Below are 12,868 nucleotides of genomic sequence, written 5' to 3' on the forward strand. Positions count from 1 at the left end.
AGAGGTAAATATGAATGATTTTGAAGTAATATTATATGAAAAAGAAAATGGCGAAATACCAGTAGAAAAGTTTTTGGATAATTTACCTATTAAAATGAAAGCAAAAGTAGTTGGATTGATTCAAATATTGCAAGAATTTGGTAATGATTTAAGAGAACCCTATAGCATACACTTAGAAGATGGTATATTTGAACTCAGGGCAAAGCAAGGCAGAGATATTACAAGAGTATTGTATTTTTTCTATTTCGATAAAAAAATTATATTAACTAATGGATTTGTAAAGAAAACTCAAAAAACGCCAAAAGCTGAAATCCAAAAAGCAAAAAAATACAGAGATGATTTTACGGAAAGGACAAAAAATGAAGACTTTTGATAATTATTTAAAAGAACAATTGAAAAATAAAGAATTTGCAAATGAATATAAGAACATTCAACCAGATATGGATATTATAAGAGCTTTAGTTTCTGCAAGAACATCTCAAAACTTAACACAAAAGCAATTATCAGAAAAAACTGGCATTGATCAATCAGACATTAGCAAATTAGAAAATGGAACCAGAAACCCAAGTATAAATCTTTTGAAAAGACTAGCTGATGGCTTGGGAATGGATTTGAAAATTGAATTTGTAAAAAAGAATCCTCAAATTTCAAAATAAACCTTAGAGATATTGGCAAGTAGCTGATATCTTTTTTTGTCAAAAATTAGAAAATAATGGATAATATTTGTGAGGTGAATTATGAACACAAAATACGTTATAAAAAATGCAGCGGTTAGTCCAGATGATTACAACGAATTGCGTGAAAAATCTGGTATTGGAAATAGAAAATCGAAGGAGAATGTAAAAGTTGCAATCGAAAATTCTCTTTTCATTACATCGATTTATGATGGCGATAAGTTAATTGCGATGGCAAGAGTTGTCGGCGATGGGGCTATTAGTTTGGTGGTAACTGATGTTATGGTAGATGTTGATTATCAATCAAATGGACTTGGGAAGATTTTGATGAATGAAATTAATAAATACTTGGACGAAAATTATGACGAGGATAGCTATATTATTTTGTTGGCGAACACTCCTTACGACAAATTTTACGAAAAATTTAACTTCAAAGAATTTCCTAACAAGAAGGGGATGCTAAGAGTTCTGTAAATTTCAAATTAAATATTTTAGCAATACAAAATTTTTGTTAATAATTTTAACGATAAATGATTTAATAATTCTCCAAATTATGATAAAATTTATTCAGCGGGAAATATTTTCCGCAAAATTTATAGGAGGAATTTATGAAATCTAAATCTAAGACTAGCTATAATTTGTCGGTAATTTTACTTATTCCACTTGGTATAGCTATCAATTTTGTTGGTGCAAATTTAACTGCAGCATTAAAATTGCCCGTTTATTTGGATGTTATTGGAACTGTATTCACAGGTGTGTTGTGCGGCCCATGGATTGGTTTTCTTACAGGTGTTGTCACAAATATCGTGACATCTGTTACAAATCCAACACAACTTCCATACATGATTGTAAGTGGTGCGATTGGCTTGGTGGCAGGTTTTTGTGGTAAGAGAGGAATGTTTAAAACTCCACAGAAAACATTTGTAGTAGCCATTATTATTTGGCTTGTGGCGATGATTACATCTGCGCCAATCACTGTGTTGGTTTTCGGTGGTGTTACTGGAGCGAGTGGTTCAAGTGCAATCACGACATTTTTGGTTGCAACAGGAAAAGGATTATGGCAATCAGTGCTTGGTTCAACAGTTCTTACAGAAACTTTGGACAAATTCTTGACTTCTTTTGCAGTGTATTTTCTAATCAAATCTATTCCGAACAGAAACTTGTTGAGATATCCTAACGGACTAGAATACATAAAAGAAAAGAAGAACAAATACGTGAGAGGTGCAAAATGATATCTAAAATTTTCCCAACAACAAAACTTTTTATAGTGATAGTTACAGTTATTATTTCGTTGGTTTTGCCATGGCAATTTGCGTATCTTTTCGTACTTCCATTAAGCTTGATATTGGCTTTATTGGACAATAAATTCAAACCATATTTCAAAAAATTGTGGATAGTTTTGTTATTCGTACTACTAATAATGTTTTTATTCCAATTGTTATTGGACAAATCAACAGAACACGTTTATTTGAATTTAGGATTTATGAGAGTGACACTTAACGGGATATTAAATGGTTTGGAACAAACTAAATTCATTCTTACACTTATAACATTGTTTTTATTATTTTTCGAAACTACAGACATCGAAGACTTGATGATATCACTTCAAGAAAAAAATGTAAGCCACGTTACAAGTTATGTTATCATGGCAACAATGACAATGATTCCTGAAATGATTAAGAAAAGTTCCAAAATCATCAAAGCCCAAGAAGCGCGTGGAATTGAAACGACAGGCTCTTTGAAAAACAGAGCGAAGGCGTTCTTCCCTTCACTTGGACCTTTGATTATATCTTCACTTTCAGAAATCGACGAAAAGACGATTACACTAGAAGCACGTGGATTTGCATCCGAAAACGAAAAAACATGCCTCAAAGAAATCAAGAAAACAACTACAGACAGAATAATTTTCTACGTATTCATTGCCTTGGTTGTGTTGGCATTGGTGTGGAGGTTTAAATAATGATAGAACTTAAAAATGTTTCGTTCAAATATGAACTTCAACAAGAAAAAACGATAAAAAATTTGGATTTGTACGTTCAACAAGGAGAATTCATAGGAATTATCGGCAAAAATGGTTCCGGCAAGACGACTTTGTGCAACATTATTAGAGGAATAATTCCGGATTTCGTTCAAGGAGAGATTTCGGGCGACATAATAATTGACAACAAAAACATCGACGATATCGAACGTGGGGAAATGGCAGAATTAGTTGGATTTGTATTCCAAAACCCATTCAGTCAAATTTCTGGAATCAAGAAAACTGTATTCGAAGAAATAGCCTACGGACTCGAAAACTTGGGAGTTCCAAGAGAAGAAATCAAACGAAGAGTAACTGATGTAATTAAATTACTTAAAATAGAAGATTTACAAGATAAAAACCCGAACGAATTATCAGGTGGACAATCGCAAAGAGTTGCGATAGCTTCAATCATCGTCATGAATCCGAAAGTGTTAATATTTGACGAGCCTACAAGTCAGCTAGACCCACTGGGAACTGAAGAAATATTCGACATTTTGAAACTTTTGAAATCACAAAACAAAACTATAATCTTGGTTGAACACAAAATTGATTTGATAGCAGAATATGCAGATCGAGTTGTCGTAATGGACGATGGAGAAATTATCTTCAACGGTGAAACTCACGAAGTTTTATCGAACGACAAAATCGAAGAACACAATGTATCTATGCCTATAGTTTCGAAACTTGCCTACAAGATGAACGCTGAAAAACCGGGATTTTTCAAAAAAGTTCCTATCACTTTGGATGAATGCAAGAAAGAATTGGAGGAAGATTAATGAGCGAATTAGAATTTAAAAATGTAAGCTTTACTTATCCTAACGGATTCAAAGCGATTAACGATTTGAATTTTGTTGTGTATCCTTCAGAAAAAGTTGCAATCGTAGGACAAAACGGAGCTGGCAAATCAACTTGCGCCAAATTAATGAATGGATTATTGAGACCAAGTTCTGGAGAAATCTTGTTAGAGGGCAAAAACACAAAAGACATGACAACAGCACAAATCTCCAGAAAAGTTGGCTACGTATTCCAAAATCCTAACGATCAAATCTTCAACTCAACAGTTTACGATGAAGTCGCATTTTCGTTGAGAGCATTGAAAGTCGACGAAGATGAAATGGATAGACGTGTCAGACAAGCGTGCGAAATTTGCGAACTTTCAGAATATTTGGACGATCATCCATACGATTTGCCATTTAGTACTAGAAAATTCATCACGATTGCAATTACAATCGCAAACGACTGCGATATTTTCATATTTGATGAACCAACTGCAGGACAAGACGCATATTCGATGAGTTGCTTGAAAAGAGTCATCGACCATTTGCACGATTTGAACAAAACAATCATAACAATAACGCACGATATGGAATTTGTCGTTGAAAACTTCAACAGAGTTGTCGTAATGTCCAACAAGGAAATCATCAAAGACGCAGATAAGAAGGAAGTTTTTGACGAAGACGAAATACTACAAAAAGCATACATCCAACCGCCTGTTATCAAAAGACTTTGCAATTCGATTAATTTGAACGAAAAATTGTTGTCGGTGGATGATTTTGTAGATTACATCAAAGATTTTGGAGGACACAATGATTAATTGTATATTGGATTTTGATCCAGGAGTAGATGATGCAGCGGCATTATTTGCAATTAAAAAAGCAAAAAATTTAAATTTATTGGCGCTTTCATCGGTGAGTGGTAACGTATCAATTGACCACACAACAAGAAACATGCAATGCTTGGCAAAATTATTGGATATAAATGTACCGATGGGAAAAGGACAAGAAGTGCCACTTGTAAGAGAGCCTTTCTTTGCGACAGTTCACGGAGATGATGGAATTGCAGGATTCAGAGATATGATTGAATCAGACGATGTAGGAGAACTTTCAAGCGAAAATTCAGTTACAATGATGCACGAAATCATTCAAAAATCGACTGAAAAAATCACAATCATCGCAGTAGGACCACTTACAAACATCGCGCTATTGCTTCGAACTTTTCCGGAAGACAAGGAAAAAATCGAACAAATCAGCATCATGGGTGGCTCCATTACAAGAGGAAATGTAACAAGCCTCAGCGAATTTAATTTCTTCGTAGATCCAGAAGCCGCAAAAATCGTATTTGAAAGTGGCGTGAAACTTATCATGGCAGGACTTAACATTACACAAAAAGCCAGCATAACAGATGAGCAAATCCAATTCTTGGACACAATTGAAACGAAAAGAACGAAATTTGCACACAGAATTTTGAAATACTACGCATCAAACGATGCAGGAATTCACGATCCTTGTTCAGTAATCGTTCTTGATAATCCAGAAGTTTTCGAAACAGAAGACATGTACATCAAAATCGATGTGCAAAACGACGAAACAAGAGGAATGAGCTACAGAGATTTAATAAAAGAAGAAAATGGCGAATTCAACTGCAAAGTTATCACTAAAATAGACAGAGAAAAATTCAGAGAAATTTTGATGCAAGCTCTAACAGAATAAAACTTACTCCGAAATATTTCGGAGTTTTTTTATTTTACTGTGTAAAAAATATGGGAAAAGGGGTATAATGATATTGGATATTAGAAAAGGATATCACATTTAGGAGGTAGAAAATTATGGCATGTACTACACTATTAGTAGGTAAAGAAGCGAGCTTTGACGGCTCAACAATTATTTCAAGAAGTGAAGATTCTCCTTCTGGAATTTTTACAGCAAAAAGATTTATCGTTGTAAAACCAGAAGATCAACCAAGAAAATACGAATCAGTTTTATCAGGATGCAAGGTAGATTTACCGGATAATCCTATGAGATATACAGCTCTTCCAAACTCTGACACATTCGAAGGAGATTGGGCAGCATCAGGCGTTAACGAAAAAAATATTTCAATGAGCGCAACTGAAACTATCACTACAAACGCAAGAGTTCAAGGAGCAGATCCTTTGATTCAATACCCAACAAAAGAAGAAAAATGCGGCGGTATTGGCGAAGAAGATTTCGTAACTCTTGTTCTTCCATACATCAACTCTGCAAGAGAAGGCATTGAAAGATTAGGAAAATTATTAGAAGAACACGGAACTTACGAATCAAACGGAATCGCATTCCAAGATGTTGACGAAATTTGGTGGTTGGAAACAATCGGCGGACATCACTGGATGGCAAGAAGAGTTCCTGATGATGCATACGTTGTAATGCCAAACCAATTGGGAATTGATTATTTTGATTTCGACGATGCTTATGGTGAACAAAAAGAATTCATGTGCTCAAAAGATTTGAAAGAATGGTCCGAAAAACATCACTTATTCTTAGATCAAGAAGATTATATAAATCCAAGATTAGCATACGGATCTCATGATCATTCAGATCACACATACAACACACCAAGAGCATGGATTATGCTTAGATATTTCAATCCTAACACTTTGATTTGGGATGGAGAAGACGCTGATTTTACACCAGAATCTGACGATTTGCCATGGGCAATGGTACCAGAAAGAAAAATCACAGTTGAAGATATGAAGACAATATTGTCTAGCCACTACGAAGGAACACCTTATGATTGCTACGCAAAACACGGAGATCCAAACTACCGCGGAATGTATCGTCCATTGGGAATTAGCCGTGACAACGTAACACATTTCACACAAATAAGACCATACGCTCCAGAAGAAATCAGAGCAATTCAATGGTTGTCATTCGGTAGCAACGCATTCAACGCAGCAGTTGCATTCTACGCAAACGTAGAAACAACACCAAGCTATGTAGGTGATCAAGTAGTAAAAGCAACATCAGAAAACTTCTACTGGGCTAACAGAATCATAGCAGCACTTTGCGATGCACACTTCAATAAAACAGCAATCTTCATCGAAAGATACCAAGGAGCAGTTCAATCCAAATCCAACGAAATTATCAACAAATACGACGAAGAATTTGCTAAAAACTCAGGTAATGTTCATGAATTACTTGAAAAAGCAAACCAAGAAATGGCAGATTTCTTGAAAGAAAAAACAGACAAATTACTTCACGACGTTTTATTCACAGCAAGCTGCGAAATGAAAAACGGATTCGCAAGAAGTGACAACTAATATTTAACACAAAATCGGGTTTGATAATCAAACCCGATTTTTTATACATAAGAAATTTTAAAAGAGGAAACATAAATGAAAGCACTAAGTATACAACCATTCTACGCAACAATGATAGCTATGGGATGTAAATGGATCGAACTTCGCAGTTGGAAGACAGATTATCGAGGATGGATATTGATTTGTGCATCCACTGCCAGAAATAAATTCGAAAGAACATCACTCATGAATGGACACGCAATAGCAATCGCAGAATTGGCCGACATTCGAAAATACAACGATGAAACTGACAGATCAGATGCATTTTTATATGATGATGAAACATTTGAAGGATATTCGTGGATATTCAACCGCGTAATTCCAATCGTACCATTCCCAGTAAAAGGCAAACTCCACTTGTTCGAAGTGGAACGTGAACTAGATGACCTCGAAGCAATCGACATAGACTACGATACAAAACAATACGATGTTGATGTCGCAACGCGGTGGAAAGAAAATGGATTCATAGAAAACTTGGATATATTTGGAGAAGAATAATTTAATTCTAAAAAAATTTAAAAAACAGAGCGAAAGAAATAACTTTCGCTCTGTTTTTTTGCAGAGAGAAACAGCTACAATACTGAATTTACCAACTCATTTTGGTATAATAATAGGTAAGAATATTTAATAAACAAGAATAAAAATATAGCAGGTGATTACATGGACAACATAACAGGATCTAACCTTGGATTTGAAATTGTAAATAGTACACCAGCATAAGGAGAGTGTAAATTGTCTAAAATGAAGAAAGAGCAAATTTCTGCTAAGGGATTTTCAATTCAAGTATATACCGAAGATTTTAAAAATGATTATATAAGCTTAACGGATATAGCAAAATATAAAAACACAGATGATCCAAGATTTGTTATTCAAAATTGGATGAGAAATAGAAACACTCTTGAATTTATAGGATTATGGGAAGTTTTGAATAATCCAAATTTTAACCGTGTGCAATTCGACACGTTTAGAAATGAAGCAGGCCTAAATAGATTCACAATGACCCCTGGAAAATGGATAGAATCTACAGATGCCATAGGTATAGTTTCAAAAGCGGGCCGATATGGAGGAACCTATGCTCATTACGATATAGCAATGGAATTTGCGTCATGGCTTTCTCCAGAGTTTAAGCTTTATATTATTCAAGACTATAAAAGATTGAAGGAAGATGAAACCTCAAAGCTATCATTGACTTGGAATCTTCATAGAGAAATTTCCAAGATTAATTATAAAATTCATACAGATGCAATAAAAGAATATCTCTTAAAAGACCTAACTAATGAACAATTATCTTATAAATACGCAAGTGAAGCAGATATGCTGAATGTTTTATTATTTAATAAGAGAGCAAAACAGTGGCGTGAAGAAAATCCAGAGTTAAAAGGCAATATGAGAGACTATGCAGGTTTGAATGAATTACTTGTGCTTGCAAATATGGAAAGCTATAATGCAATCCTTATTGGAAAAGGTGTGAATCAAAAAGAGAGAATGATTGAACTTAGAAAACTTGCAAGAACACAATTGATGTCACTTGAAAAACTTGGAGATAGTGGTATTAAAAAATTAGAGGAGAAGAAATAATTTTTTAAGTAATTAATTGACAAATTTGTAAAAAATCATCTATTTTATCGTGGAACAAGCAGAGTACATCGACGAGGTTGTAGGATAAATTTATCATCAAAAGGAGATTATTATGGAAAGAACTATTCGTGTAAAGGGTAAGGGAAAGATTTCGGTGAAGCCTGACACTATCAAGATTACGATAAAAGCTGAGGGCTTGCGTTGGAATTATGACGAAACTATTGAGCAATCGACACATGATACGAAAATGTTGCGAGATGCTTTGGAAAAAGCAGGGCTTGATCCGAAGAATTTGAAGACGACGCATTTTTCGATTGATTCAAAATACGAGAGATATCGCGACAGAAATGATGACTACAAGGACAGATTCATAGGTTACAAATACGAGCATCGCACATATATTGAGTTTGATAATGACAATAAGATACTGGGGAAAGTTTTGTATGAATTGGCGCATTGCGATGTAAAAGTGAAGTTTGAAATTAATCACACTGTAAAGGACAAGGAAAAGGTCAAGAATGATTTGCTAGAAAAAGCTGTAGAAGATTCCACAACTAAGGCAAAGGTGTTGGCGAAGGCTTCTGGTGTGAAGTTGAAGGAAATACTTAACATAGATTATTCGTGGGGAGAAATCGAGATATATTCATCTCCGATGGATGATTTGATGGTTTGTGAAGCGGCATCGACATATGACATAGACATCGAGGCTGATGACATTGATATACAAGACACTGTTACGATTACATGGACAATAGAATAAATATGAATCATACAAAAGAAGTAGCAAAAAAAATATATATGTTATCTGGTTTGGGATGTGACAAATCAAACGTAAATAATCTTGAAATCGAATTAAATAAGTACAATTATACTATTGAATATATCAATTTACCAGGACAATTTTCAAATATAGATGTGAACGTAGAAAACGAAGAAGATTTTGAAAAATGGATAGAAACTCAGATACCAAAAAATTCAATAGTTATTGGATATTCGCTAGGTGCAGATTTATTGGTTAGAAATATTGAAAGGATAAAACCAGATAAATTAATTATTTTAGATGGCGCAATTATTACGAATGATTTCACGAAAACAACAGCGGAAAAAGAAGTTGAATTTAGTAGAAGGTATATAAAAGAAAATAGTCTTGAGATGAATGCTGACACAATTTCTAATTTGCTTTATATAAAGTTCAAAGAAGATGTGGATGTTTTTGACATGCATATAAAAGAAAAAACGCTGTTATTATTAGCTGATACACCAGATGATTTATACAAATATAAGAAAAACAAGGTAGGGAAAAATAATAATCAAGAAAATATAAAATCACTATTTGTCCCAAATACATCACATGATTTTCACACTGAAAAGCCAGTTGAAATAGCTGAATGTATTGGTGAATTTTTAATAGAATAAATCAAAAAAACCAGAGAATGTTTCTCTGGTTTTCGTTTACATAAATATCAAATGTGCGATTGGGACTACTATCAAAAGTGAGATTATTGTTCGTTCTATAAATATAACGAATAATTCGAACAAATTCACAGGAATTGACGATGCGAGTATGAGTCCTCCGACTTCTGATAGATAGATTAATTGTGTTACAGAAATTGTCGCTACGATGAATTTGGTCATTTGCGATTGAATTGTGCTTGCGGCTATGATGGATGGTGTGAACATGTCACTGAATCCGACGATCATTGTCTTGGATGCTTCCAAGCTTTCAGGAACTTTCAAGAAGTTCAACAGTGGCAAGAATGGCTTTCCAAGGATTTCGAAAACTTGAGTGTTATTGGCAAGTACAAGCGATGCTGTTCCGATAATCATAACTATAGGCATTACTGAAAACCACATTCCAAATGCGTTTTCGATTCCATTTTTCAAAAATTCTCCGATTCCTTTATGAGAGTCTGCACGTTTGATTGCCAAATCTAATCCATATTGTACGGATGAAGAATAATTTTTCGATATATCTTCATTTGCTTGATTAGATTCTACAAAATATTCATCTTTTTTAAGTGACAATGGTGGAATTCTTGGGACGATAATTGCGCACACGATTCCGACTAAGCATACCAATAAGTAGTACACTCCAAAGTAGTCGACCATGTCAACTTGTGACAAGACAATCAGACTGAATGTGATGGAAACTGCAGAGAAATTCGTAGAAATAATTGCGGCTTCTTTTGCAGAATAATATCCAGATTCGTATTGGTTTGAAGTCAGCATGACTCCTAATGTTCCATCTCCAATCCAACTTGTGATGCAATCTACTGCTGCACGTCCAGGAATTAAAAATACTGGTCGCATTATTTTGGTGAAAATCGCACCGATAAATTCCAAAAGTCCAAAATCCAACAAAAGTGGTAGTAGCATGCTGGCGATTACGAAAATAATTACAAGCGATGTCAACAAATCGTTGAGGATAAATGTGGCAGATTCATCTGCGACTATCATGTCGTAAAATTTCCCAAAGTGTAGCTTGTCTTTCAACACGACCATCCACACGACGATAAATCCTAGAATTCTTAGAACTAGCCACACGCCTGTTACGGAAAATGTCTGATCCAAAAGTTTGTTTTCTTTGATGAATTTGACATTGAAACTTGCCAATACGCTCATGACAAATGATATCGTGATTATTATTGTACAAAGTGCTGGTAGATAATCGCCAATGGTTTTGGCGATAAAATCAGCGAAAATTTTGACTATTATTGTCCAATTGCCATCGAATTTTACAGGAATCATGAAGATAATTATCCCAATAATCGATGGAATCAGAAATTTAAGTAATGATTTCTTGTTGGTTTTCATATTATCTCCTCGCTTTAAAATATTTCAACTAGTATATCATTAATAAAAAGATGATGCAAGAAAATAACAAATAAAGTTATTGAGAAGAAGTGAGAGATCCTTTGGTGTAATAAATTTAAAAATCTTCTGGTATTAAAATTAGAAAAATCCTCTAGCACGAATATCTAGACTACACAAATTGAAGATTTCTAAATCTCAAAATCCTAAAATCGTAAGCACGCTAACGCTTACGCGGTACGATTTTTGACGGATTTTTTCGATTTGAAATCAAACAATTTGTTTCGTATGATATTCTTAGCCAGAGGATTTTCTAATCTACAAAATCTCAAACAAAAAAGGCTGCTAGTAGTGCAGCCGTAAATTATTTTTCCGTATCTTCTGTGGTATCATCTGATTGATTTTCTTCTGCCATTGTTTCCATTTCTTCTTTCAAAACTTTGTTGTCCAAGTTTGAATCTTCAATCATGGATTTTACTTTGCTGGCATCTTTTTTGCTGTAATGTTGATCGTCGTCGTATTTCTTTTCCAACAAATCCAAGATTTTGAATCTTCTTTTGGATTCTTTCTTGATTTTTTTGAAATCTCTGATGTATGCGTAAATCAAGAATAGTATCAATACAATACCAGCGTAACCTATGATTGGGTAGGTGATGCTTATAAGTTTTTTGAATCCTAAAAAGCTTAGGAAAAAACCTACCGTAACGAATCCTATCAAATACATTTTGTATTTCGCAGGATTACTTTTCGAAAATCTTTTTGCCAACGAATAATACAAGCCGATTGCTGTGTTAAAAATCATTCCGAAAATTACCAAACTCATAATCAAACCAAGAATTGGGTTGATTTCTTCGATTAAAACTTGTGTTGGAAGATCTGAATCTTTTAAAATGTCGACTCTCATGAATAAAACAACAGCCAAAAGTGATGTTACCGTTCCTGTGATAAATCCTCCCAAAAGTCCACTGACTTTGGCTTCTTCTGATAATACGTGGTTACCACCGATTGCAAATGCCGTACTCAAACCAACCATCATACACAATGAAAAGTAATTGACTACAGAAAGCCAAGGATTGCCGAAATTTTTCGGAATAGTTCTTGCGATTGGATCCAATTGGTCAAAACTTCCGTCAAATTTCACGATTGTGTAGATTGATGCAATTAATATCAACGCCACGATAATTGGTGTGAATGCTCCGATAATTCTCGTAACTTTTTCAAAATCCATCATTCCTACGAAAATTACAAGTAGTGCGCAAATCAAAGACCCTATCCATGGAGCTAGTCCAAATTGTTGGTTGAGGTTGGATCCTGCACCTGATAGCATTACAAACCCGATTATAAATCCTGTTAAGATAAGTAAAATGTCGAATACTTTCGTGAATTTCTTGGATGCTATCTCGTCCAAAACATCGCTGTGCTCATCTGCAAAATAATACGAGCCCAATTCCAAAATAATCGCCCCGATAAATGTATGCAACAACAAAACAAATAGCGCGGTCCACAAACCAGATTTGCCATAAGCTGTGAAATATTGCAAGATTTCTTGTCCGCTTGCAAGGCCTGCACCAGTTAGAACTGCGACGTATGCAAGGGATGTGTTTAATATTTTTTTTGTCATAATATCTCCTTCTTTTGTAAAATTATATAATAAATTTTTCGGATTGCCAAATT

Annotated in this window: 15 protein-coding genes; 13 read left to right on the top strand and 2 right to left on the bottom strand. The window is 34.4% G+C overall.

Translation table 11 applies throughout. From position 1 onward, the window contains the following. Positions 1 to 10 precede the first annotated feature (10 nt). The 13 genes from ACU68Y_RS03210 (at position 11) to ACU68Y_RS03270 (ending at position 9,799) form a co-directional block, all read left to right on the top strand. Complete coding sequence (locus ACU68Y_RS03210) at positions 11 to 373, top strand: type II toxin-antitoxin system RelE/ParE family toxin (protein ID WP_446755514.1); 363 nt, start codon at positions 11 to 13, stop codon at positions 371 to 373. Then, positions 360 to 656 (top strand): helix-turn-helix domain-containing protein, encoded by a 297-nt coding sequence (locus tag ACU68Y_RS03215; protein ID WP_002836992.1) that lies wholly within the window; start codon positions 360 to 362, stop codon positions 654 to 656. The genes ACU68Y_RS03210 and ACU68Y_RS03215 overlap by 14 nt, the downstream gene beginning before the upstream one ends. An 81-nt stretch (positions 657 to 737) precedes the next feature. Then, positions 738 to 1,148 (top strand): GNAT family N-acetyltransferase, encoded by a 411-nt coding sequence (locus tag ACU68Y_RS03220; protein WP_002839197.1) that lies wholly within the window; start codon positions 738 to 740, stop codon positions 1,146 to 1,148. A gap of 134 nt (positions 1,149 to 1,282) precedes the next feature. Continuing rightward, positions 1,283 to 1,906, top strand: a complete 624-nt coding sequence (locus ACU68Y_RS03225) for an ECF transporter S component (RefSeq protein WP_002836906.1) — start codon at positions 1,283 to 1,285, stop codon at positions 1,904 to 1,906. Continuing rightward, positions 1,903 to 2,634, top strand: a complete 732-nt coding sequence (locus tag ACU68Y_RS03230) for an energy-coupling factor transporter transmembrane component T family protein (RefSeq protein ID WP_002839210.1) — start codon at positions 1,903 to 1,905, stop codon at positions 2,632 to 2,634. Before ACU68Y_RS03225 ends, ACU68Y_RS03230 begins: the two co-directional genes overlap by 4 nt. Beyond that, complete coding sequence (locus tag ACU68Y_RS03235) at positions 2,634 to 3,470, top strand: energy-coupling factor ABC transporter ATP-binding protein (protein WP_002839189.1); 837 nt, start codon at positions 2,634 to 2,636, stop codon at positions 3,468 to 3,470. Before ACU68Y_RS03230 ends, ACU68Y_RS03235 begins: the two co-directional genes overlap by 1 nt. Next, the gene (locus ACU68Y_RS03240) at positions 3,470 to 4,288 is read left to right on the top strand and encodes an energy-coupling factor ABC transporter ATP-binding protein (protein ID WP_002837024.1); all 819 of its coding nucleotides are present in this window, start codon (positions 3,470 to 3,472) and stop codon (positions 4,286 to 4,288) included. Before ACU68Y_RS03235 ends, ACU68Y_RS03240 begins: the two co-directional genes overlap by 1 nt. After that, complete coding sequence (locus ACU68Y_RS03245; protein WP_316535318.1) at positions 4,281 to 5,183, top strand: nucleoside hydrolase; 903 nt, start codon at positions 4,281 to 4,283, stop codon at positions 5,181 to 5,183. Before ACU68Y_RS03240 ends, ACU68Y_RS03245 begins: the two co-directional genes overlap by 8 nt. Before the next feature lie 116 nt (positions 5,184 to 5,299). Next, positions 5,300 to 6,766, top strand: a complete 1,467-nt coding sequence (locus ACU68Y_RS03250) for a C69 family dipeptidase (protein ID WP_094225993.1) — start codon at positions 5,300 to 5,302, stop codon at positions 6,764 to 6,766. A 75-nt stretch (positions 6,767 to 6,841) separates the two neighbouring features. Continuing rightward, positions 6,842 to 7,303 carry an ASCH domain-containing protein gene (locus ACU68Y_RS03255; RefSeq protein WP_094225992.1) on the top strand — a complete coding sequence of 154 codons (462 nt, stop codon included), beginning with the start codon at positions 6,842 to 6,844 and terminating at the stop codon, positions 7,301 to 7,303. A gap of 234 nt (positions 7,304 to 7,537) precedes the next feature. Beyond that, positions 7,538 to 8,383 carry a KilA-N domain-containing protein gene (locus ACU68Y_RS03260; protein ID WP_002840707.1) on the top strand — a complete coding sequence of 282 codons (846 nt, stop codon included), beginning with the start codon at positions 7,538 to 7,540 and terminating at the stop codon, positions 8,381 to 8,383. A 112-nt stretch (positions 8,384 to 8,495) separates the two neighbouring features. Then, complete coding sequence (locus ACU68Y_RS03265; RefSeq protein ID WP_446755515.1) at positions 8,496 to 9,143, top strand: SIMPL domain-containing protein; 648 nt, start codon at positions 8,496 to 8,498, stop codon at positions 9,141 to 9,143. A gap of 2 nt (positions 9,144 to 9,145) precedes the next feature. Continuing rightward, positions 9,146 to 9,799, top strand: a complete 654-nt coding sequence (locus ACU68Y_RS03270) for an alpha/beta hydrolase (RefSeq protein WP_446765322.1) — start codon at positions 9,146 to 9,148, stop codon at positions 9,797 to 9,799. Positions 9,800 to 9,835: 36 nt separating this feature from the next. Here the strand turns inward: ACU68Y_RS03270 and ACU68Y_RS03275 are convergent, their stop codons facing one another. Both ACU68Y_RS03275 and ACU68Y_RS03280 read right to left on the bottom strand, forming a co-directional pair. Beyond that, positions 9,836 to 11,197, bottom strand: a complete 1,362-nt coding sequence (locus tag ACU68Y_RS03275; protein WP_446755517.1) for a YjiH family protein — start codon at positions 11,195 to 11,197, stop codon at positions 9,836 to 9,838. Positions 11,198 to 11,558: 361 nt separating this feature from the next. Beyond that, complete coding sequence (locus tag ACU68Y_RS03280) at positions 11,559 to 12,815, bottom strand: YkvI family membrane protein (RefSeq protein ID WP_446755518.1); 1,257 nt, start codon at positions 12,813 to 12,815, stop codon at positions 11,559 to 11,561. Between the last annotated feature and the right edge of the window lie 53 nt (positions 12,816 to 12,868).

This window comes from Finegoldia sp. P1-F-LS, assembly GCF_052932205.1.

What these genes read in the sequence shown, in the direction of transcription:
- ACU68Y_RS03210 (WP_446755514.1), top strand. Translation starts at nt 11, where the DNA reads ATGAATGATTTTGAAGTAATATTATATGAAAAAGAAAATGGCGAAATA.
- ACU68Y_RS03215 (WP_002836992.1), top strand. Translation starts at nt 360, where the DNA reads ATGAAGACTTTTGATAATTATTTAAAAGAACAATTGAAAAATAAAGAA.
- ACU68Y_RS03220 (WP_002839197.1), top strand. Translation starts at nt 738, where the DNA reads ATGAACACAAAATACGTTATAAAAAATGCAGCGGTTAGTCCAGATGAT.
- ACU68Y_RS03225 (WP_002836906.1), top strand. Translation starts at nt 1,283, where the DNA reads ATGAAATCTAAATCTAAGACTAGCTATAATTTGTCGGTAATTTTACTT.
- ACU68Y_RS03230 (WP_002839210.1), top strand. Translation starts at nt 1,903, where the DNA reads ATGATATCTAAAATTTTCCCAACAACAAAACTTTTTATAGTGATAGTT.
- ACU68Y_RS03235 (WP_002839189.1), top strand. Translation starts at nt 2,634, where the DNA reads ATGATAGAACTTAAAAATGTTTCGTTCAAATATGAACTTCAACAAGAA.
- ACU68Y_RS03240 (WP_002837024.1), top strand. Translation starts at nt 3,470, where the DNA reads ATGAGCGAATTAGAATTTAAAAATGTAAGCTTTACTTATCCTAACGGA.
- ACU68Y_RS03245 (WP_316535318.1), top strand. Translation starts at nt 4,281, where the DNA reads ATGATTAATTGTATATTGGATTTTGATCCAGGAGTAGATGATGCAGCG.
- ACU68Y_RS03250 (WP_094225993.1), top strand. Translation starts at nt 5,300, where the DNA reads ATGGCATGTACTACACTATTAGTAGGTAAAGAAGCGAGCTTTGACGGC.
- ACU68Y_RS03255 (WP_094225992.1), top strand. Translation starts at nt 6,842, where the DNA reads ATGAAAGCACTAAGTATACAACCATTCTACGCAACAATGATAGCTATG.
- ACU68Y_RS03265 (WP_446755515.1), top strand. Translation starts at nt 8,496, where the DNA reads ATGGAAAGAACTATTCGTGTAAAGGGTAAGGGAAAGATTTCGGTGAAG.
- ACU68Y_RS03270 (WP_446765322.1), top strand. Translation starts at nt 9,146, where the DNA reads ATGAATCATACAAAAGAAGTAGCAAAAAAAATATATATGTTATCTGGT.
- ACU68Y_RS03275 (WP_446755517.1), bottom strand. Translation starts at nt 11,197, where the DNA reads ATGAAAACCAACAAGAAATCATTACTTAAATTTCTGATTCCATCGATT.
- ACU68Y_RS03280 (WP_446755518.1), bottom strand. Translation starts at nt 12,815, where the DNA reads ATGACAAAAAAAATATTAAACACATCCCTTGCATACGTCGCAGTTCTA.